The sequence below is a fragment of the Microbacterium sp. LWH11-1.2 genome, assembly GCF_038397745.1.
Classification (GTDB): Bacteria; Actinomycetota; Actinomycetes; order Actinomycetales; family Microbacteriaceae; genus Microbacterium.
The window spans coordinates 3,012,583-3,032,049 of the sequence record NZ_CP151636.1 but is presented as its reverse complement, the minus strand read 5'-3'; the positions used below and the strand labels follow the sequence as shown (position 1 = coordinate 3,032,049).

Annotated in this window: 19 protein-coding genes; 4 read left to right on the top strand and 15 right to left on the bottom strand. The window is 69.3% G+C overall.

The features are described 5' to 3' along the window. Positions 1-52: 52 nt before the first annotated feature. The 3 genes from MRBLWH11_RS14725 to MRBLWH11_RS14715 all read right to left on the bottom strand — a co-directional run bounded on the left by MRBLWH11_RS14725 (position 53) and on the right by MRBLWH11_RS14715 (position 2,533). The gene (locus MRBLWH11_RS14725; protein ID WP_116634919.1) at positions 53-241 is read right to left on the bottom strand and encodes a hypothetical protein; all 189 of its coding nucleotides are present in this window, start codon (positions 239-241) and stop codon (positions 53-55) included. 110 nt (positions 242-351) lie between these two features. Next, positions 352-981: a 30S ribosomal protein S4 gene (rpsD, locus tag MRBLWH11_RS14720; protein WP_116634918.1), complete on the bottom strand. Its 630-nt coding sequence runs from the start codon at positions 979-981 to the stop codon at positions 352-354. 181 nt (positions 982-1,162) lie between these two features. Continuing rightward, positions 1,163-2,533 carry a replication-associated recombination protein A gene (locus MRBLWH11_RS14715; protein WP_341945385.1) on the bottom strand — a complete coding sequence of 457 codons (1,371 nt, stop codon included), beginning with the start codon at positions 2,531-2,533 and terminating at the stop codon, positions 1,163-1,165. A gap of 113 nt (positions 2,534-2,646) precedes the next feature. Here MRBLWH11_RS14715 and MRBLWH11_RS14710 point away from each other — a divergent pair, with 113 nt between their 5' ends. Next, complete coding sequence (locus MRBLWH11_RS14710) at positions 2,647-2,949, top strand: hypothetical protein (RefSeq protein ID WP_243408872.1); 303 nt, start codon at positions 2,647-2,649, stop codon at positions 2,947-2,949. 22 nt (positions 2,950-2,971) lie between these two features. Here the strand turns inward: MRBLWH11_RS14710 and MRBLWH11_RS14705 are convergent, their stop codons facing one another. From MRBLWH11_RS14705 to nirB, 4 genes are read right to left on the bottom strand one after another with little or no spacing between them, the layout of a single operon-like run. Next, a complete protein-coding gene (locus MRBLWH11_RS14705; RefSeq protein WP_116634915.1) occupies positions 2,972-4,099 on the bottom strand; it encodes a uroporphyrinogen-III synthase in 1,128 nt (375 codons plus the stop codon). Beyond that, positions 4,096-4,911, bottom strand: coding sequence for a uroporphyrinogen-III C-methyltransferase (gene cobA, locus MRBLWH11_RS14700; RefSeq protein WP_341945384.1), 816 nt, complete (start codon positions 4,909-4,911; stop codon positions 4,096-4,098). Before cobA ends, MRBLWH11_RS14705 begins: the two co-directional genes overlap by 4 nt. Next, positions 4,908-5,288, bottom strand: a complete 381-nt coding sequence (gene nirD, locus MRBLWH11_RS14695) for a nitrite reductase small subunit NirD (RefSeq protein WP_116634913.1) — start codon at positions 5,286-5,288, stop codon at positions 4,908-4,910. Before nirD ends, cobA begins: the two co-directional genes overlap by 4 nt. Next, entirely contained in the window at positions 5,285-7,864 is a 2,580-nt protein-coding gene (nirB, locus tag MRBLWH11_RS14690; RefSeq protein WP_341945383.1) for a nitrite reductase large subunit NirB, read from the bottom strand. Before nirB ends, nirD begins: the two co-directional genes overlap by 4 nt. Positions 7,865-8,080: 216 nt before the next feature. On the opposite strand from nirB, the gene MRBLWH11_RS14685 reads away from it, so the two are divergent. Both MRBLWH11_RS14685 and MRBLWH11_RS14680 read left to right on the top strand, forming a co-directional pair. Then, on the top strand, positions 8,081-9,433 hold the full coding sequence (locus MRBLWH11_RS14685) for a DUF349 domain-containing protein (RefSeq protein ID WP_207769938.1): 1,353 nt from the start codon (positions 8,081-8,083) through the stop codon (positions 9,431-9,433). A 64-nt stretch (positions 9,434-9,497) separates the two neighbouring features. Continuing rightward, entirely contained in the window at positions 9,498-10,049 is a 552-nt protein-coding gene (locus tag MRBLWH11_RS14680; RefSeq protein ID WP_165808038.1) for a type IV toxin-antitoxin system AbiEi family antitoxin, read from the top strand. On the opposite strand, the gene MRBLWH11_RS14675 is transcribed toward MRBLWH11_RS14680, so the two are convergent. The 8 genes from MRBLWH11_RS14675 to MRBLWH11_RS14640 form a co-directional block, all read right to left on the bottom strand. Continuing rightward, a complete protein-coding gene (locus MRBLWH11_RS14675) occupies positions 10,036-12,288 on the bottom strand; it encodes a bifunctional (p)ppGpp synthetase/guanosine-3',5'-bis(diphosphate) 3'-pyrophosphohydrolase (protein ID WP_116634911.1) in 2,253 nt (750 codons plus the stop codon). The two genes, MRBLWH11_RS14680 and MRBLWH11_RS14675, sit on opposite strands and share 14 nt — an antisense overlap. 69 nt (positions 12,289-12,357) lie before the next feature. After that, complete coding sequence (secF, locus tag MRBLWH11_RS14670; RefSeq protein WP_341945382.1) at positions 12,358-13,347, bottom strand: protein translocase subunit SecF; 990 nt, start codon at positions 13,345-13,347, stop codon at positions 12,358-12,360. Next, entirely contained in the window at positions 13,347-15,113 is a 1,767-nt protein-coding gene (gene secD / locus MRBLWH11_RS14665) for a protein translocase subunit SecD (RefSeq protein ID WP_116634909.1), read from the bottom strand. Before secD ends, secF begins: the two co-directional genes overlap by 1 nt. Before the next feature lie 55 nt (positions 15,114-15,168). Continuing rightward, positions 15,169-15,567, bottom strand: coding sequence for a preprotein translocase subunit YajC (locus MRBLWH11_RS14660; RefSeq protein ID WP_341945381.1), 399 nt, complete (start codon positions 15,565-15,567; stop codon positions 15,169-15,171). 75 nt (positions 15,568-15,642) lie between these two features. Beyond that, entirely contained in the window at positions 15,643-16,668 is a 1,026-nt protein-coding gene (gene ruvB / locus MRBLWH11_RS14655) for a Holliday junction branch migration DNA helicase RuvB (RefSeq protein ID WP_341945380.1), read from the bottom strand. Further along, entirely contained in the window at positions 16,661-17,281 is a 621-nt protein-coding gene (gene ruvA, locus MRBLWH11_RS14650; protein WP_116634906.1) for a Holliday junction branch migration protein RuvA, read from the bottom strand. Before ruvA ends, ruvB begins: the two co-directional genes overlap by 8 nt. 27 nt (positions 17,282-17,308) lie before the next feature. Beyond that, positions 17,309-17,869, bottom strand: coding sequence for a crossover junction endodeoxyribonuclease RuvC (gene ruvC / locus MRBLWH11_RS14645; protein WP_341945379.1), 561 nt, complete (start codon positions 17,867-17,869; stop codon positions 17,309-17,311). Between the two features lie 46 nt (positions 17,870-17,915). Next, complete coding sequence (locus MRBLWH11_RS14640) at positions 17,916-18,677, bottom strand: YebC/PmpR family DNA-binding transcriptional regulator (RefSeq protein WP_116634904.1); 762 nt, start codon at positions 18,675-18,677, stop codon at positions 17,916-17,918. A gap of 88 nt (positions 18,678-18,765) precedes the next feature. Between MRBLWH11_RS14640 and MRBLWH11_RS14635 the strand changes: the two genes are divergently transcribed. Further along, on the top strand, positions 18,766-19,452 hold the full coding sequence (locus MRBLWH11_RS14635; RefSeq protein WP_341945378.1) for a PHB depolymerase family esterase: 687 nt from the start codon (positions 18,766-18,768) through the stop codon (positions 19,450-19,452). Positions 19,453-19,467: the final 15 nt, after the last annotated feature.

The window sequence follows — 19,467 nt, the reverse complement described above, 5'->3', positions numbered from 1 at the left end:
AGAGTGCCGGGTGTCCTTGCGTGAGAATGCCGCGCCGAGGCGCAGCGAGGGTTCAGTTCTTGCCCGGCTCCGTGAGCCGTGCCTCCTGCTCGCGATAGGCATCGCCGAGGGCAGCCGTGAATCCGTTGATCCGGGCATCGACCTCGGCGAGGATGTCGTGACCCCGCGGGTCCTTGTCCATGAAATGAGCGACGACGAAGCCGCCGATCAGACCGAACACGAACCATCGCAAGCTCTTCATGTCACCATCCTTGCCTCTATCCGCGAAGGCGCGGTTTCTCCATCGTAGGCGGAAACGACAGAAGGCGTCGGGTTGCCCCGACGCCTTCTGCGAATTACTCGATCGCTGGATCAGCGAGCTGCGTAGTACTCGACGACGAGCTGCACTTCACAGGTCACGGGGACCTCGGCGCGCTTCGGACGACGGAGCAGACGAGCCTGGAGCTTGTCGAGCTCGACCTCGAGGTAGCCGGGAACGGGGGGAAGCACCTCGGCGTGACCGCCGGCTGCCGCCACCTGGAAGGGCTCGGTGCCCTCGCTCTTGGGCTTGACGTGGATGAGCTGACCCGGCTTCACGCGGAACGACGGGCGGTCGACGAGCTGGCCGTCGACGAGGATGTGACGGTGCACGACGAGCTGGCGAGCCTGCGCGGTGGTGCGGGCAAAGCCCGAACGCACGACGAGCGCGTCGAGACGCATCTCGAGGAGCTCGACCAGGTTCTCACCGGTCAGGCCGTCGTGACGACGAGCCTCGTTGAACGTGTTGCGCATCTGCTTCTCGCGGATGCCGTACTGCTCGCGCAGACGCTGCTTCTCACGCAGACGGACGGCGTAGTCGCTGTCGGCCTTGCGCTTGGTGCGGCCGTGCTCACCCGGAGCGTACGGACGCTTCTCGAGGTAGCGGGCGGCCTTCGGGGTGAGAGCGACGCCGAGGGCGCGGCTGAGACGCACCTTGCGGCGGTCCTGGGACTTCGTGGTCACGAAGCTGTCCTTCCGATGACGTGGTCGCGTCTTTCGCGACTCACGGACGTATCGTCCGCGTTCTGCCTGGGAGCGCACGCCGGGGCACCGGCCAGGTGGGGTGTGAACGAGGAGATGCCCGAAAACTCGGTTTCGAGCCGGTCAAGTCTAACAGATCGCCGGTCGGCTCGATGAAGGCAGCTCAGCGATCGCCGAGGATGCGGCGGATCCGCTCCAGGCGGGCGGCGACGTCGCGCTCGGCTCCGAGGGTCTTCGGCTCGTAGTACCGCCGGCCGTCGAGCTCGTCTGGCAGATACTGCTGCGGCACGATGCCGTACTCGCTGTCGTGCGAGTAGACGTAGCCCTTGCCGTGGCCGAGCCGCTTCGCGCCGGGGTAGTGCGCGTCGCGCAGATGCACGGGCACCCGGCCGAAGCCGCCCTTGCGGATGTCGGCGATCGCGGCGTCGATGCCGACGTACGCGGCGTTCGACTTCGCCGTCGTCGCCAGGTACACCGTCGCCTCGGCCAGCGGGATGCGCCCCTCAGGCATTCCGATGAACGCGACGGCGTCGGCGGCGGCGACCGCGATGACGAGGCCCTGCGGGTCGGCGAGACCGACATCCTCGGATGCCGAGATCACCAGGCGCCGCGCGATGAACCGCGGGTCCTCCCCCGCCTCGATCATGCGGGCGAGGTAGTGCAGCGCGGCATCCGGGTCGGAACCCCTGATCGACTTGATGAACGCGCTGATGACGTCGTAGTGCTCGTCGCCCTGACGGTCGTAGCGCAGCAGCGCCTTGTCGACGGCCTGCGAGACGTCGTCGGCGGAGACCGCCGGCGCAACACTCGCCTCGGAGTCCTTCTTCTTCCTGCCCTTCGCCGGGGCGTCGGCCGCATGCGAGAGCGCCACCGCGGCGGCGGCCTCGAGACCGGTGAGCGCACGACGGGCATCGCCGGACGCGAGACGGATGAGCGCGGACCGCGCCTCATCGCTCAGCGCGACGGCACCGTTCAGACCGCGCGCGTCGCCGACCGCCCGGTCGACCAGCAGGCCGATGTCGTCGTCGGTGAGCGGCTGCAGCGTGAGCAGAAGCGACCGCGACAGCAGCGGGGAGATCACCGAGAAGGACGGATTCTCTGTCGTGGCCGCGATCAGGATGACCCAGCCGTTCTCGACCCCGGGGAGCAGCGCATCCTGCTGGGCCTTGGTGAACCGATGGATCTCGTCGAGGAAGAGGATCGTCGTCTGACCGTAGAGGTCGCGCTGGGTGATCGCCTCCTGCATCACCTCGCGCACGTCCTTCACGCCGGCGGTCACCGCCGAGAGCTCGACGAAGCGGCGCCCCGAGGAACGGGCGATCGCCTGAGCGAGAGTGGTCTTGCCCGTGCCGGGAGGACCCCAGAGGATGATCGACACCGCACCCGGCGACGTCGCCTCCGGGTCGGCGAGTGCCACGATCGGCGAGCCCGATCGCAGAAGATGACGCTGCCCGGCGACCTCGGAGAGGGAGACCGGGCGCATGCGCACGGCGAGAGGCGTCTGCCCGGAGAGCAGCGCGGCAGGGGACGTCATCCCACCAGGCTACTGGCGGGTCACGACACTCGGGTGACGCTCAACGCACCCCGCCGCCGACGGTAGGCTCTGAGGCGACGTGACGCACCGTCGCACGGATGGGAGATCGAGGCATGGCCGCACGCGGTTCGAGGAGCACCCGGCAGGAGCGCGTTCAGGCCGAGCGCCGCACCCGTCTGCACACCGCGCGCACGATCTGGCATCAGGGGCAGATCCGTCGCCGCACGCGCGACAACGCCATCGCGGCGATCGCCGGGTCCGTCATCGTCCTCGCAGCCATCGCCAGCCAGGTCGTGCATGCGCAGGTCACCGCTCCTGAGCCCACGCCGACGCCGACCGTCGAGCCGACGACCGCGCCGACCGAGGCGCCGGTCGAGACCCCGGTTCCGATCCCCTCGGACACCCCGGCGGAGTAGCCGGCCACGACTCCGCGTCCGGTCAGTACTCGATGACCGCGAGCCGATAACCGCGCTTCACGACGGTCTGCACGAGCTCGGCGCCGCACAGCGACTCGCGCAGCCGGGCCACCGCGACTTCGACCGCGTGGCCGTTGCGGTCGCTGCCGGGGAGGACGCGTCCGATCTCGGCACGCGAGAGCACGCGGCCGCCCGCGACGAACAGCGCTTCGATGAGGCGCGCGGCCGTGTGCGACAGCGGTACGAAGCGCTCGTCGATGAGCACGCCGCCGCTGCGCACCTCGAGGCGCCCGGCATCCGTCTCCAGCGACGGCGCACGGCCGCCGCCGAAATGCGCGATCACACAGCGGGCGAGTGATCCGAGGCGCCCGCGGTCCGCGATCGTCGTCTCCAGGTCGGCCGACAGCAGCGGTCCCGCCGTGATGGGGCCGACCGCGGCGAGGAGCAGTCTGCCGGTCGCGGCACGGCGACGGATGTCGTCGAGCACTCCCGCCTCCTCGGCGACGGCGAGCCAGGAAGCGGCTCCGGGAGCGGAGGTGAAGAGCACGGCATCCGCTTCGCCCGCGCCCGCCTGGCGAGCCGACCGGCGCACCACCTCGGGGTCGGGCGGCGGTCCCCAGCGATACACCGTCACGCTGACGACCTCGGCACCGGCCTCCGTCAGCAGCTCGTCGAGCCCGTCGGATCCGGCGCCGTGGTGCTGGACCACGATCCGCTTGCCCGAGATCCCCGAGGCGAGCAGATACTCGCCGACCTCCGCGGAGGTCTCCGACTCCGCGACCCAGTCGGCGGTGAACCCTGCCTGCTGGATCGCGCCGTGCGCCTTGGGTCCGCGGGCGACGAAGTGCGCACCGCGCAGCGCCGCGCCGATGCGCTCATCGAGACCGTGCTCGTGCGCGGCATCCATCCACCCGCGGAACCCGACGCCGGTCGTGACGACGACGATGTCCGGCGGCGCGGAGATGAGCTGCTCGGTCCGGAGCATCAGCTCCGCGTCATCCGCGTTCGCGACGATGCTGAGCGCGGGAGCACGATGCACCTGTGCTCCCCTCCGCTCGAGCGCCGTCGCGAGGTCGACCGAGCGGCGGTCGGCGGCGACGATGATCGTGCAGCCGGCCAGCGCGGAGTCGAGTGTGGGTGTGTTCGTCACGCCGAGCTCTCCGCGAACTGCGACGTCGTGGGTAGCAGCAGTCCGGCGCGTGCGACGTCGCCGATCACGATCACGGCGGGATTGACCACGGCGGCCTCCTCTGCGTCGGCCACGATAGCGCCCAGGGTGCTGCGCACCGTGCGCTGTCGCGGCGTGTGCCCGTTCTCGACGACAGCGACCGGACGATCGGCGGGGATGCCGTGTCGGAGCGCCGCATCCACCAGCCGAGGGAGCGCGGCCACGCCCATCAGCACGACCGTGGTCACGGACGGGTCGGCGAGCGACGACAGGGTGCTGTCGGTGAACGGCCCCTGGCCGTTCACCACGTGCAGGGCGGATGCCACGCCGCGATGCGTCACCGGGATGCCGGCCGCCTGGGGCACGGAGATCGCACTGCTCACTCCGGGTGTCACCGAGACGGGGATGCCCGCGGCCTCGCAGGCGAGCACCTCCTCGCCTCCACGACCGAGGACGAAGGGATCGCCCCCCTTCAGGCGCACGACGCGCCTTCCCGCCCGCGCATGGTCGACGAGGAGCGCGTTGATCTGCGCCTGCGGCACCGGGTGATGCCCCGGACGCTTGCCGACATCGATGACGATGACGTCGGGACCGAGCTGCGCCCGCACCTCGTCCGCCGGACCCAGCCGATCGGCGACCACCACGTCGGCCTCGGCGAGCAGACGATGGGCCCTCAGCGTCATCAGATCGGCGGGCCCCGGTCCGCCGCCGACGAGATCGACGCGCCCTACACGCGTCGATCCGCCGCTCGTCCACGATCCTGCCGTCCTCCTCCGACGGAATCGGAACATCATGCGCCGTCCTCCCCAGCGGCAGCCCCCGCGACGTCGACATGCACCCCGTCGGCCGTCACCCGGACGGGGTACACCCGCAACGACGCATCCGGCTTCCCCTGCGTCTCCAGGCACGCCCCGGTGCGCAGGTCGAACACCTGCTTGTGCAACGGCGACGCGACCGTCGGCGCCTCTCCCCTGGTCCCCACGATGCCGCGGGAGATCACGTTCGCGCCGCTGTACGGATCGAGGTTCGACACAGCGTGCACCGTGCCGTCGGCGAGCAGGAACAGCGCCAGCTGCTCGCTGCCGAGCAGCGCCGCGCGCCCGCGCTCGACCTCGAGGTCGGAGATCGCGCAGATGCGCACCAGGGTCTCCTCCGCGATCAGACCGGTCATCGTCGTACCTCCAGTGCCGTCCCGGCGATCAGGACCGCGCCCGAACGTCGCTCCTCGGCCGTCGCCGGCCTGATCTGCCCGCGCTCGGCCACGTACCCGAGGGACGGGTCAGGGGTGTCCGCCGCGTTGACGAAGGAGCGGAACCTCTCGAGCTTCTGGGGATCCTTCAGCGTCGCGGCCCACTCGTCCTCGTAGTGCTCCACGTGCAGCGCCATCGCGGCGTCGAGATCGTCGCAGATCCCGAGGCTGTCGTCGAAGATCACGGACCGGAGGCCGTCGAGTCCTCCCTCGACCTCCTCGCACCAGGGAGCCGTGCGCTGCAGCCGATCGGCCGTGCGGATGTAGTACATGAAGAACCGGTCGATCGCGCGGATCAGACCCTCGTCGTCGAGCTCCGACGCGAGCAGCTGCGCGTGCCGCGGCGTGAAGCCGCCGTTGCCGCCGACGTACATGTTCCACCCGTTCTCCGTCGCGATGATCCCGACGTCCTTCGAGCGGGCCTCCGCGCACTCCCGCGCGCATCCCGAGACACCGAGCTTCAGCTTGTGCGGTGCGCGCAGCCCGCGGTACCGCAGCTCCAGCTTCACGGCCATGCCCACCGCGTCCAGCACGCCGTAGCGGCACCAGGTCGACCCCACGCACGACTTCACCGTGCGCAGCGACTTGCCGTAGGCGTGACCGGATTCGAAGCCGGCATCCACCAGCCGCTCCCAGATCAGCGGCAGCTGCTCCAGACGCGCGCCGAACATGTCGATGCGCTGACCGCCCGTGATCTTCGTGTACAGGGCGAAGTCCTTCGCGATCTGCCCGATCGCCAGCAGACCGTCCGGCGTCACCTCGCCGCCCGGCATCCGCGGGACGACGGAGTAGGTGCCGTCCTTCTGCATGTTCGCCATCACGTGATCGTTGGTGTCCTGGAGCGTGGCATTCTCGCCCTCGAGCACGTGCTGGCCGACGAGTCCCGACAGGATGCTGGCGATCGCGGGCTTGCAGATGTCGCAGCCGCGACCGCGTCCGAAGCGCTCGACGATCGAGCTGAACGTCGACAGCTCGGCGATCCGCACGGCGTCGAACAGCTGACGGCGCGACATGTCGAAGTGCTCGCACAGCGCGTTCGACACCGTCTGGCCGAGCTTGGTGAGCTCCTGCCCGACCACCTTCTTGACCATCAGCACGCACGAGCCGCAGGTCGCGCCCGCCTTCGTGCACCCCTTGACGGCCGCCGCATCCCGGCAGCCCTCCTCGTGCACGGCCTGGCGTATCCGCCCTGCCGAGACGTTGGAGCACGAGCACACGACGGCTTCGTCCGGGAGCTCCCCCATCGGTGCGGCGTTGCCCCCTTCCGGCAGCAGGTAGGCCGACGGATCGGCACCGAGCCTGGCACCCACGAGCGGCCGCAGCGAGCCGTAGGCGCTCGCGTCGCCGACGAGGATGCCGCCGAGCAGCGTCTGCGCGTCGTCCGAGAGCACGAGCTTCTTGTAGACGCCCGCCACGGGATCGGCGTAGACGACGTCGAGCGCGTCGGGGGTACGGGCGAGCGCATCGCCGAAGCTCGCCACGTCGACACCCGAGAGCTTGAGCTTGGCGGATTCGTCGTAGCCGGGGAAGCCGGCGTCTCCTCCGAGCAGCCGGGTGGCCGCGACCTCCGCCATCGCGTACCCCGGAGCCACGAGGCCGACGCATCGGTCGTCGAAGTTGGCGACCTCGCCGATCGCGAGGATGTTCGGGTCGGACGTCGCGCACCGCTCGTCGATCAGCACACCGCCCCGCGGGTGCACCTCCAGCTCGGCGTTTCGCGCCAACTCGTCCCGCGGGCGCACGCCGACCGTGAACACGACGACATCGGCCCGCTGGAACGAGCCGTCCTGGAACTCCAGTGCCGTGACCGCCCCGGACTCGTCCGGGTCGAGCCTCGTCGTCCGTGCCTGCGTGCGCACCGTGATGCCGCGGGCCTCGAGCAGACGCTTCAGCATGCCGCCACCGGCCTGATCGAGCTGCGCCGACATCAGGCGGTCCGAGTACTGCACGACCGTGGTGTCGACGTCCAGCCCCTGGAGCGCACCCGCCGCCTCCAGGCCCAGCAGGCCGCCGCCGATGACCGCGCCGCGCAGAGGGCGGCCGAGCGCGCTCGCCCGCCGGGAGACGAAGTCCCGGAGCGCCTGCACGTCGTCGAGCGTGCGGTAGACGAAGCAGCCGGGGAGATCGGCGCCGTCCACGGCCACCCTGGCGGCGTAGGAGCCGGTGGCGAGCACGAGCGTGTCGTAGTCGTAGTTGCGACGCGAGCGCGTGCGCACCGAGCGGGCGGAGCGATCGATGCGCAGGACGCGATCGTTCTGGATCAGACGCACCCGCGCGTCGCGGAAGACCGAGCGGTCGAGTTCGAGGTCGTCCGGGGTGGCGCCCGAGAAGAAGCTCGTCAGCCCCACGCGGTCGTATGGCCCGCGCCCCTCGTCGCCGATGACGGTGACGCGCACATCCGCGTCGGCGCGGCTGAGCAGGCTCTCCACGAATCGATGCGCCACCATGCCCGCTCCGACGACCAGGATCTCGTGCGGCGTGGATGCGGTGTCGTTCATGGGGCTCCTGTCGACCGGGGGAACTGTCGTGCTGGCGACGATAGGAGCGCCGTGTTTCTCGGAGAGGACGCTGCATGTTTCACCCGTCGAACGATCTCCTCACAGATCGGTAACGATGATGTGAGAACGGCGGGCCTCACCGGCAACCCGCGGGCGTACTAGGCTGAGCCTCGTCCTTTCCGCCTCCCGCGGCCTTACCGCGCAAGGAGAATCACCGTGTCTGCCACCGAGCCGTCGAAGCCGACTCCCCCCGTTCCCGCACCCCCCGCCGTGCCGATGCCCCGGAAGGCGCCGACACCGGCCGTCGTGCCGCCGGTCGCCCCGGCCCCGGCATCCTCGTCGTCGTCCGCCGAATGGGGCCGCGTGTCCGAGGACGGCACCGTCGAGGTGCGCGAGGGCGACGCCTGGCGCGTGGTGGGCCAGTACCCCGACGGGACCCCCGACGAAGCGCTCGCCTACTTCGTGCGCAAGTTCGACGACATCGCCTTCAAGGTGCACGCGCTCGAGCAGCGTCAGCAGTCGGGCGGGGCGTCCGCGAGCGATCTCGCCAAGCAGGCCGGTCACCTCATCGACGAGGCGACGGATGCCGCCGCCGTCGGAGACCTCGCCGGTCTGCGCGACCGTCTGAACGCCCTCACCGCATCGCTCTCCGAGGCCACGGAGCAGGAGGCGCAGCAGGCGAAGGAGCTCGTCGACAAGGCGATCGCCGAGCGGACCGTCCTCGTCGAGCGCGCCGAGGCGATCGCCGGGCGCGACCTCAGCAAGGTCCAGTGGAAGCAGGTCACGGCCGAGCTCGGCGAGCTGTTCGACGCCTGGCAGGCGCAGCAGCAGACCGGCCCTCGCCTGTCGAAGGGCATCTCGCAGCAGCTCTGGAAGCGATTCCGCGATGCTCGCGCCGTCGTCGACAAGCAGCGACGCGCCTTCTACTCCGAGCTCGACGACACCCACAAGGTCGCTCGAGACGCGAAGTCCCGTCTGGTGGAGCGCGCAGAGGCTCTCGCCCCGCGCGGCACCGACGGCATCCCCGCCTACCGCAACCTGCTCGACGAGTGGAAGGCCGCCGGCCGAGCCGGGCGCAAGGCCGACGACGCGCTCTGGGCGAAGTTCAAGGCGGCAGGAGACGCTCTCTACGCCGCCCGTGCCGAGCAAGCCGCCGCCGAGGAGGCCGAGTCCGGCCCGAAGATCGAGGCCCGTCAGGCCCTGCTCGAAGAGGCCAAGGCCGTCGCCGACGAGTCGAACATCAAGCGCGCCCGCGCGCTGCTCACCCGCATCCAGCAGCAGTGGGACGAGATCGGACGCGTCTTCCCCCGGGAGAAGGAGCGCGCTCTGGACGACCGCCTCCGCGTCATCGAGCAGGCTCTGAAGGCGCGCGAAGAGGTCGACTGGAAGAAGAACAACCCCGAGACCAAGGCCCGCGCCAACGACATGAGCTCGCAGCTGCTCGAGGCGATCGAGAAGCTCGAGGCCGAGCTCGCGGCGGCGGAGAAGGCCGGCGACAAGAAGGCGGCGAAGGCTGCCGCCGATGCGCTCGAGGCTCGACGCACCTGGCTCAGCGCACTGGGCGGCTGACCCGGTTCTCCACAGGTCGACCGCGATCGCTCGCACGCGGGGTGCATCACGCCACACTGGCGTGATGCACCCCGCGTTCCTGTATGTGCCCGGCGCCCGCCTGAGCCAGGCGGAGCTGAGTGCCGCCCGCATCGACGGGCACGTGTTCGAGATCGGCGAGGCCTATGCGCCGGCCGACCTGGTCGAGACAGCCGATCTCCGCGCGGCATCCGTCGCCGTCTTCGTGCATCCGGGAACAGCGGCGTCGGGACCGACGGCGGCGTGGATCCACGGCGCCGGCGATGCGGCCCCGTCGGTCCACCACGTCAAGCGCGCGGTGGACCGACGCCTTCGTCCGCGCACGAGCGCGCGCCTCGTCTTCCACGACACGGTGCTGCCCGCACCCGACATGCAGCTGATCGGCGGGATCGCCGTCTCGACGCCCGCGCGCACGATGCTCGATCTCGCCACCGCCCTGCACAGGGATCCCCGGATGCAGGCGTGGATGGAGCGCCTGGCGCTGCTCCGCCCCGGACTCCCCGCGGAGACGGCACCCGTGCTCCGCTCCCTCCGACGCGTGCCGGGGAGCCGCGTGGGTCTCGCGGCGCTGGAGCGTCTGGACCTCAGGACGAGGTGACGCGGTACACGTCGTAGACCGCGTCGATCCTCCGCACCGCGTTCAGCACGCGATCGAGGTGCACGGCATCGCCCATCTCGAACACGAACCGGCTCAGCGCGAGGCGCTCGTCGTTGGTCGTGACCGTCGCCGACAGGATGTTGACGTGGTGCTCGCTGAGCACCCTCGTCACGTCGGAGAGCAGACCGGAGCGATCCAGCGCCTCGACCTGGATCTGCACGCGGAACACGCTCTTCGTCGTCGGCGCCCAGGAGACGTCGACGAAGCGGTCCTGCTCGGCGCTCAGCGCCTTGACGTTGACGCAGTCCGCACGGTGCACCGAGACGCCGCTGCCGCGCGTCACGAAGCCGACGATCGCATCGCCCGGAACCGGGGTGCAGCACTTCGCGAGCTTGACCAGGATGTCGGCGGCTCCGCGGACCAGGACGCCCGAGTCGCCCGAACGCGGTTCGCGGGTGGGGACGCTCCCGGGAAGGTCGATGGTGCCGGTCGCCGGGTCGCTCGCCGCGACGAGCGCGGTGACCTTCTCGAGGACGGACTGCGTCGAGACGTGTCCCTCACCGACGGCGGCGTACAGGGCAGAGACGTCTTCGTAGTGCAGCTGGTGGGCGACCTCCGCGAAGGAGTCCTGGCTCATCAGCTTCTGCAGCGGCAGGTTCTGCCGGCGCATCGCCCGAGCGATCGCCTCCTTGCCCTGTTCGATCGCCTCTTCGCGACGCTCCTTCGTGAACCAGCCGCGGATCTTGTTCCGTGCGCGGGTGCTCGCCACGAATCCGAGCCAGTCCTGACTGGGGCCGGCATCCGGGTTCTTCGAGGTGAACACCTCGACCACGTCGCCGCTCTTCAGCTCGGACTCCAGCGGCACGAGGCGTCCGTTGACCTTCGCGCCCATCGTGCGATGGCCGATCTCGGTGTGCACGGCGTACGCGAAGTCCACGGGTGTCGCACCGGACGGCAGACCGATCACACGCCCCTTCGGCGTGAAGACGTAGACCTCCTTGGCGCCGATCTCGAAGCGCAGGGAGTCGAGGAACTCACCCGGGTCGGCCGTCTCGGCCTGCCAGTCGGAGATGTGGGCGAGCCAGGCCATGTCGGTGTCGGAGGCGCGGACCTCGGTCTTGCCGCCGCCGTTCATCCGCTCCTTGTACATCCAGTGCGCGGCGACACCGTACTCCGCCTGCTGGTGCATCTCGTGCGTGCGGATCTGGATCTCGACCGTGCGACCCGCTGGCCCGATGACCGTGGTGTGGAGCGACTGATACAGGTTGAACTTCGGCGTCGCGATGTAGTCCTTGAACCGGCCGGGCAGCGGCGTCCACCGGGCGTGGATCGCACCGAGCACCGCGTAGCAGTCACGGACCGAGGCGACGAGCACCCGGATCCCGATCAGGTCGTAGATGTCGTCGAACTCGCGGCCCCGGATCACCATCTTCTGGTAGACGGAGTACAGCTGCTTCGGGCGTCCGACGACCTTGCCGCGGATGCGGAGATCGCGCAGATCCTCGTCGATCTCCTCGACGACCTGGCCGAGGTACTTCTCCCGCTGCGGCGTGCGCTGCGCGATGAGACTGTGGATCTCGTTGTAGATCTTCGGGTGCAGCACCGCGAACGAGAGGTCCTCGAGCTCGGACTTGATGGCCTGGATGCCGAGTCGGTTGGCCAGCGGCGCGTAGATCTCGAGCGTCTCCTTGGCCTTCTTCGCCGCCTTCTCCGGCGGGACGAAACCCCAGGTGCGCGCGTTGTGCAGGCGGTCGGCGAGCTTGATCAGGAGCACGCGGATGTCCTTCGACATCGCGACGATCATCTTGCGGACGGTCTCGGCCTGAGCGCTCTCGCCGTACTTGACCTTGTCGAGCTTGGTGACGCCGTCGACCAGCATCGCGACCTCGTCGCCGAACTCGGCCGTGAGATCGGTCAGCGCGTAGCCCGTGTCCTCGACCGTGTCGTGCAGCAGGGCTGCGGCGATCGCCCGCGGGCCCAGCCCCAGTTCGGCGAGGATCTGCGCGACCGCGAGCGGATGCGTGATGTACGGCTCGCCGCTCTGACGCTTCTGGCCCTCGTGCTTCTCCTTGGCGACCGCGTAGGCGCGCTCGATGACCGGGAAGTCACCTCGGGGGTGGTTGGCACGGACGGTGCGGATCAGGTTGTCGAGGTCGTTGATCCTGGACGCGCGCGAGAAGATGCGGGGCACCAGTCGTCGCAGACTGGATCCCTGCGACGACGTCTGCGGCTCCGCCATCCACTCACCTTCCCGAATCTTCTCATCTTACGCGTGCTGTGCGGGACGAGCTCCCGCGAGAGGGAACGATCAGGCGTCGACGGACGCCTTGCTGCGGGCGTCGCGGATGCGGGCGTCCCGCTCCTTCAGCTGCGGTTCGTTCTCGCGGAACAGCGAGTAGAGCGGAGCGGCGACGAACAGCGTCGAGTACGTCGCGACGAGGATGCCGACGAAGATCGAGAGCGAGATGTCGGTGAGCGACTCGGCGCCGAGCCAGAAGGCGCCGATGAAGAGCACCGCGCCGACGGGCAGAGCCGCGACGACCGAGGTGTTGATCGATCGCACGAGCGTCTGGTTCACGGCGAGGTTGACGGATTCTCCGAACAGCCGGGCGGACTTCTCCCCGTCCTCGGTGGTGTTCTCGCGGATCTTGTCGAACACGACCGTGGTGTCGTACAGCGAGTACGCGAGGATCGTCAGGAAGCCGATCACGGCCGCGGGCGAGATCTCGAAGCCGGCCAGCGCGTAGACGCCGACCGTGATCACGAGCACGTCCAGGAGACCGATGATCGCCGCGGCGGACATCTTCCACGTGCGGAAGTAGATCGCGAGGATGAGGAAGGTCAGCGCCAGGAAGATCGCCAGGCCCCACAGCGACTGCTTGGTGACGTTCTCACCCCAGGCCGGACCGATGAACGACGACGTCACGTCGGCGGCATCGACCTCGTACGCGTCAGCGAGGGCCGCAGCGACCTGCTGCGTCTCGTCGGCACTCATCTGATCGGTCTGCACCCGGATGTCGCGGTCGCTCACGACCACGACCTTGGTGGCCGCGCCAGGCACGACCGACTGCACGGCGGCAGTCGCCGCCTCCTGGTCGAGGCTGTCCGGTGCCTGCACCGTGAACTGCGACCCGCCGGTGAACTCGATCGAGAACTGGATCGGGCGGATCAGCGGCACGAGCGCCGAGCCGACGACGAGCACGATCGCGATGATGAACCAGAGCCGGCGCTTGCCGACGAACGGGAAGGAGGTCTTTCCCGAGTACAGGTTGTTGCCGAACTCATTCATGGAAGGCATCAGGCGTCTCCCTCCCCGGTTCCCTTGGTCGAACTGTCGGCGTTGGCAGGTCTCTCCCCCGCCAGGGCTTCTGCGCGCTTCCGCTCGGCGATCGTCTGACGACGGTCGGCCTCACCTCTCGCGCGGGCGTTCTTCGCCCCGCGGCCGGTGGTGACGGTCGACACCTCACGGAACTGCGACCGACTGCGGTAGACCGCGCCGAGCGCCTCGGGGTCGAGACCGGACAGCCTGTGTCCCCCGCCGAAGAATCTCGTTCGCGCGAGGAGCTGCATCACGGGGTGCGTGAAGATCACGAAGATGAAGACGTCGATCAGGGTCGTGAGGCCGAGCGTGAACGCGAAGCCCTTCACGGTCGAGTCCGCGAGGATGTACAGGACGACCGCCGCGAGGATGTTGATCGACTTCGAGATGTAGATCGTGCGCTTGGCGCGACCCCAGCCGTCTTCCACGGCCGAGGTGATCGACTTGCCGTCGCGGAGCTCGTCTCGTATTCGCTCGAAGTAGACGATGAACGAGTCGGCGGTGAATCCGATCGACACGATGAGACCCGCGACGCCGGCGAGCGACAGGCGGAAGCCCAGTCGCCAGGCCAGGATGCAGATGATGATGTAGGTCAGCACGGCCATCACGGCGATCGAGGCGATGATCACCGAGCCGAGCGCTCGATAGACGATGAGCGAGTAGATGGCCACGAGCGCGAGTCCGATGAGGCCGGCGATCAGGCCGATCTGCAGCTGTTGCGTTCCGAGGGTCGCGGAGATGGTGTCCGAGCTCTGCACGGTGAAGCTGAGCGGCAGAGCGCCGAACTTCAGCTGGTCCGCGAGGGTCGTCGCACTCTCCTGCGTGAAGCTGCCCGAGATGCTCGGGCGACCGTCGAGGATCACGCCGTTCATCCGCGGGGCGCTGAGGACGCTGCCGTCGAGCACGAACGCGAACTGGTCCCGCGGCGACAGTCCGTCGATGCGGTTCTGGTTCAGGCGCGTGCTGACGACGCCGAAGGCGTCTCCGCCGGAGCCGCTCATCGTGAGCTGGACGAGCCAGGCTCCCGACTTGGGGTCGCGACCTGCGGCCGCGTCGGTGATGGCCGTGCCGTCGAGCTCGGCCGGGCCGAGCAGGTACTTCTGGGCTCCGTCGGGCGAGCACGCGATGAGCGGCTCGTCCTTCGGCGCGCGCGCCGGGTCGTTGTCCGGGTTGGCGCAGTCGTACGCCTGGAACTCCGCGGCGAGCTTCTCGGTCACCCAGGCCAGGTCGCTGGGGTCGGTGGGCTCGGTGGTCGGCGTCGCGTTGAGCGACGGATCGGGCGACGGGAACGGCGTGGAGTTGCCGTCCTCGCCGACGAAGTCCGTGGTGGCCGCGTTGGTGGCCAGCACCGGGCGGAACTCGAGCTGAGCACTCGACTGGATCCGCTCGCGGGTCTGCTCGTCGGCGACACCGGGGATCTGGACGACGATGTTCTGTCCGCCCTCGGTCGTGATGTCGGCCTCGGCGACACCCGATGCGTCGACACGCTGACGGATGATCGCCGCGGCCTGGTCGAGCTGCTCAGACGAGGGGGCAGCGCCGTCTTCGGTCTCGGCGCTCAGGACGATCTGCGTGCCGCCCTGCAGGTCGAGGGCGAGTTCCGGCGTCCACGAGCTCGCCGCCTCCCCGTTGCCGTCCTTGATGAGGTAGACGCCCAGCGAGTTGATGCCGAAGAGCACGCCCGTCACGAGGAGCAGGCCGAGGAGGACCCGCCAGGCGTGACGGACCGGAGAGGATGAAGCCACGTGTGTTCAGCTTTCTGAGATGCCGGAGATGCGAGAGGCAGCGCTGGCGGCGGTCTTACTTGTCGTCTGCGTCCCGCTCGAGACGCGCACGCGTCTCCTCGGTGGTCTCGATCGCGGGAGCATCGGTCTCGGTGGCCACCACGTCGTCCTCGACGACCGCGGGCTCCTCGACGACGTCCTTGGGCTCCACGATGCGGAGGATGGCCTGGCTGTGCACCTCGATGATGGTGCCGGGAGCGATCTCGACGAGCGCCGGGGAATCGAGGTCCTCGGGGTCGTACGCGACGATCGTCCCGTAGATCCCGCCCTGCAGCAGCACCTTGACGCCGGGGACGGTCTTGGTCGCCTTCTCCTCCTGCTCAGCCTTCATCTGCTTCGTGCGCTTGCGCGTGTTGAAGATCATGAAGACGAGGAGAACGGCCAGAAGGCCGAAGAGGATGAATTCCATGGGCATGGGGGAAGCGCCTTTCTCAGGTGCACGCACCAGCCTTTGGGCGCACAGAGGTATCCGGGGGGAAGTCTTCAGCGATTATAGGTCATCAAGGCGAAGCGCCCCGTCGGGGTGGGCCACTCCGAGGTGCGCATACGCCTCCGGCATGGCGACCCTGCCCCGCGGTGTCCGTCCGAGGAAGCCGATGCGGACGAGGTAGGGCTCCACGACGCTCTCGACGGTCTCGCCCTCTTCTCCGACCGCGACGGCGAGCGTGCTGAGTCCCACAGGGCCGCCGCGGAACCTCCGGACGAGTGCTTCCAGCACGGCACGATCCAGCCGGTCGAGACCGATCGCGTCGACGTCGTAGAGCTCGAGCGCGGCGCGGACGTCGTGGATCGTCGCCGAGCCGTCGCCGTGCACCAGGGCATAGTCGCGCACCCGCCGGAGCAGGCGGTTCGCGATGCGGGGTGTGCCCCGGGAGCGTCGGGCGATCTCGGCGAGCGAGTCCCGGGGGATCTCCACGCCCAGCACGATCGCCGACCGTTCGATGACCTGCTCGAGCTCTCGCTCGTCGTAGAACTCGAGGTGTCCGGTGAACCCGAAGCGGTCGCGGAGCGGATTGGGCAGCAGACCCGACCTGGTCGTCGCACCGACCAGCGTGAACGGCGCGAGCTCGAGCGGGATGCTGGTCGCGCCGGCGCCCTTGCCGACCATGATGTCGATGCGATAGTCCTCCATCGCGAGGTACAGCATCTCCTCCGCGGAGCGGGCCATCCGGTGGATCTCGTCGATGAACAGCACCTCGCCGGGGACGAGGCTCGACAGGAGCGCGGCGAGATCGCCGGCGTGCTGGATCGCGGGCCCGCTGGACAGTCGCAGCGGTCGGTCGCTCTCGTGCGCGACGATCATCGCGAGCGTGGTCTTGCCGAGACCCGGAGGGCCGGCGAGGAGGATGTGATCGGCGGGTCGGCTCTGGATGCGGGCCGCCTCCAGGAGCAGCTGAAGCTGCCCGCGGACCTTCTGCTGACCGACGAACTCGTCGAGGCTCGCGGGGCGCAGTGCGCCCTCGATCGCGAGCTCGGTGTCGTCGACGGGCTCGGTGGCATCGCGGGCGTCAGACACGCGCCTGGCCTCCCTGAGCCGGTCCCAGCACGGCGAGCGTGCGCCGCAGGAGCGACGCGACAGAGCCGCGCTCGGCATCCGTCGCATCGGCAGCGGTCTGCGTCGCCGCCTCGGTGGCGACGCGCTCGGACCAGCCGAGGCCCACGAGCGCGGCAGCGACCTGGGACACGACATCGGTGCCGGCCGATGCCGCGGTCCGCTTCGGCGTCGACGTCGGATGGACCTTGCCGGCCAGCTGCAGCACGATGAGCTTGGCCGTCTTGGGTCCGATGCCGGACACGCGCCGGAAAGGTGCATCGTCTTCGGACGTCACGGCCTCGGCGATCTGATCGACCGTCAGATGCGACAGGACGCCCAGCGCCGACTTCGGACCGACGCCCGTGACGCTGATCAGCAACCCGAAGATCTCCAGCTCGTCGCGCTCGGCGAACCCGTACAGCGCGAGCGAGTCCTCGCGGACGATGAGGCTGGTGTGCAGCTGGAGCCGCTCTCCCACCGTCGCCGTGTGAGCCACATCGGTCGGGACGGCCACGGAGAAGCCGACGCCGCCGACCTCGACGACGACCTGGTCGGGCGTCGTGTGCAGGACGACGCCGTGCAGAGAGGAGATCATCCCCTCAGCCTACGGCGTCACTCGTAGCTATGTTCGAGCGACACGCTCTGCGGCAGCCCAGGCGCGCTGCGCCGGTGTGAGCGCCCCCTGCGTGGCGACCGCACCTCCCCGGCGCCAGGCGTGGCACAGCGCGATCGCGAGAGCATCCGCCGCATCCGCCGGCTGCGGCGGGGCGTCCAGGCGGAGGATGCGGGCGATCATGGCCTGCACCTGGCGCTTGTCGGCGGAGCCGTACCCCGTGACCGCCGCCTTGACCTCGCTCGGCGTGTGCGTGGCGGCGGGAAGCCCGGATTCCGCCGCGATCAGCAGCGCGACGCCGCTCGCCTGCGCCGTGCCCATCACGGTGTGGGTGTTCTGCTGCGCGAACACGCGCTCGACAGCCACGGCATCCGGTCGATGCTCGGCGATCACCTCGCGGATGCCGGCTGCGACGATCGCGAGACGGTCGCCGATCTCGGCATCCGGAGACGAGCGGATGACCCCCACGTGCACAAGCGTCCCGCGGCGGGAGCGGTCGACGTCGACGACCCCGATCCCGCACCGGGTGAGGCCGGGATCGATGCCGAGGACGCGCAGGGAGGAGGTCACTCCCCCAGGCTAAGCCGGACGCCGGACGAGGAGCGTCAGGCTCGCCTCAGGCGTCGTCGTTCTCCAGCTCCGCCTGCACCTCGGACGAGAGGTCGAAGTTCGTGAACACGTTCTGCACGTCCTCACTGTCCTCCAGCGCATCGATGAGACGGAAGATCTTGCGAGCGGTGTCGGCGTCGATCTCGACCTTGAGGTTCGGGACGAACTCGACGTCGGCGGACTCGTAGTCGATCCCGGCCTCCTGCAGCGCGCTGCGGACCGCGACCAGATCATGTGCCTCGGTGATGACCTCGAACCCCTCGGCGTGCGGCTCGATCTCCTCCGCACCCGCCTCGAGCGCCGCCATCATCACGTCGTCCTCGGTCGTGCCCTCGGAGCCGACGACGATGACGCCCTTGCGACTGAAGTTGTACGCGACGCTGCCGGGGTCGGCGAGGGTGCCGCCGTTGCGGCTCAGAGCCGTGCGCACCTCAGCGGCCGCGCGGTTCTTGTTGTCGGTCAGACACTCGATCATCAGGGCGACGCCGTTGGGGCCGTACCCCTCGTACATGATCGACAGGTACTCGACGGCTTCGCCGCCGATGCCCGCACCGCGCTTCACCGCGCGGTCGATGTTGTCCTTGGGGACAGAGGTCTTCTTCGCCTTCTGCACCGCGTCGAACAGCGTCGGGTTTCCGGCCAGGTCAGCGCCGCCGAGCTTGGCCGCGACCTCGATGTTCTTGATGAGCTTGGCCCACGACTTCGCCCGGCGGGAGTCGATGATGGCCTTCTTGTGCTTCGTGGTCGCCCACTTGGAATGCCCGGACATTAGTCTCCGCTCGTCGTATCCGCCCCGGAGTTCGCACCCAGGGCATCGTCAAGTCTAACGAACCGCGCGAGTGGCACAGGATGGAGATATGCGCAGATCCCGACACATCACCCCGGTCCTCCGCTCATCCGAGGTGCGCGACGACGAACCGACACCAGCCGACACCTTGCGATATCTGGTCCATCTGCCGGACGACTACGACGCCGACTCGGACAGGCGCTGGCCGCTCGTGCTGTTCCTGCATGGCTCGGGCGAACGGGGTTCCGACCTCGACCTCGCCGCGCTGCACGGCCCGGCGAAGCTGGCGGATGCCGGCCGAGACTTCCCCTTCATCCTCGTCACCCCCCAGTGCCCCGAGTCGAGTCAGTGGGTCGCAGAGCTCTCGACGCTGGCCGGGCTGCTCGACGAAGTCGTCGCGGCGCACCGCGTGGACACGGCGCGCATCGCGGTCACCGGACTCAGCATGGGCGGTTACGGAACCTGGAGCCTGGCGGTGCGCTACCCCGATCGGTTCGCCGCCATCGCCCCCATCTGCGGCGGGCTGTGGCTGCAGAGTGCTGCGCCGATCCGGAACATGCCGGTCTGGGCGTTCCACGGCGACGCCGACGATGTCGTGCCGATCTCCGCCACGGAGCAGATCGTGGGCGAACTCCGGTCACTCGGCGCCGACGTGCGGTTCACGAGCTACGCGGGCGTCGGCCACGATTCCTGGACGGAGACGTACGAGGATCCCCGGTTCTACGAGTGGCTGCTCTCCCACCGACGCGTCGACTGATCATCGTCTGGTGCG

What these genes read in the sequence shown, in the direction of transcription:
- MRBLWH11_RS14635 (WP_341945378.1), top strand. Translation starts at nt 18,766, where the DNA reads ATGCGCAGATCCCGACACATCACCCCGGTCCTCCGCTCATCCGAGGTG.
- MRBLWH11_RS14660 (WP_341945381.1), bottom strand. Translation starts at nt 15,567, where the DNA reads ATGCCCATGGAATTCATCCTCTTCGGCCTTCTGGCCGTTCTCCTCGTC.
- MRBLWH11_RS14640 (WP_116634904.1), bottom strand. Translation starts at nt 18,677, where the DNA reads ATGTCCGGGCATTCCAAGTGGGCGACCACGAAGCACAAGAAGGCCATC.
- ruvA (WP_116634906.1), bottom strand. Translation starts at nt 17,281, where the DNA reads ATGATCTCCTCTCTGCACGGCGTCGTCCTGCACACGACGCCCGACCAG.
- cobA (WP_341945384.1), bottom strand. Translation starts at nt 4,911, where the DNA reads ATGATGTTCCGATTCCGTCGGAGGAGGACGGCAGGATCGTGGACGAGC.
- nirD (WP_116634913.1), bottom strand. Translation starts at nt 5,288, where the DNA reads ATGACCGGTCTGATCGCGGAGGAGACCCTGGTGCGCATCTGCGCGATC.
- nirB (WP_341945383.1), bottom strand. Translation starts at nt 7,864, where the DNA reads ATGAACGACACCGCATCCACGCCGCACGAGATCCTGGTCGTCGGAGCG.
- MRBLWH11_RS14710 (WP_243408872.1), top strand. Translation starts at nt 2,647, where the DNA reads ATGGCCGCACGCGGTTCGAGGAGCACCCGGCAGGAGCGCGTTCAGGCC.
- MRBLWH11_RS14725 (WP_116634919.1), bottom strand. Translation starts at nt 241, where the DNA reads ATGAAGAGCTTGCGATGGTTCGTGTTCGGTCTGATCGGCGGCTTCGTC.
- MRBLWH11_RS14680 (WP_165808038.1), top strand. Translation starts at nt 9,498, where the DNA reads ATGCACCCCGCGTTCCTGTATGTGCCCGGCGCCCGCCTGAGCCAGGCG.
- MRBLWH11_RS14675 (WP_116634911.1), bottom strand. Translation starts at nt 12,288, where the DNA reads ATGGCGGAGCCGCAGACGTCGTCGCAGGGATCCAGTCTGCGACGACTG.
- secF (WP_341945382.1), bottom strand. Translation starts at nt 13,347, where the DNA reads ATGCCTTCCATGAATGAGTTCGGCAACAACCTGTACTCGGGAAAGACC.
- MRBLWH11_RS14715 (WP_341945385.1), bottom strand. Translation starts at nt 2,533, where the DNA reads ATGACGTCCCCTGCCGCGCTGCTCTCCGGGCAGACGCCTCTCGCCGTG.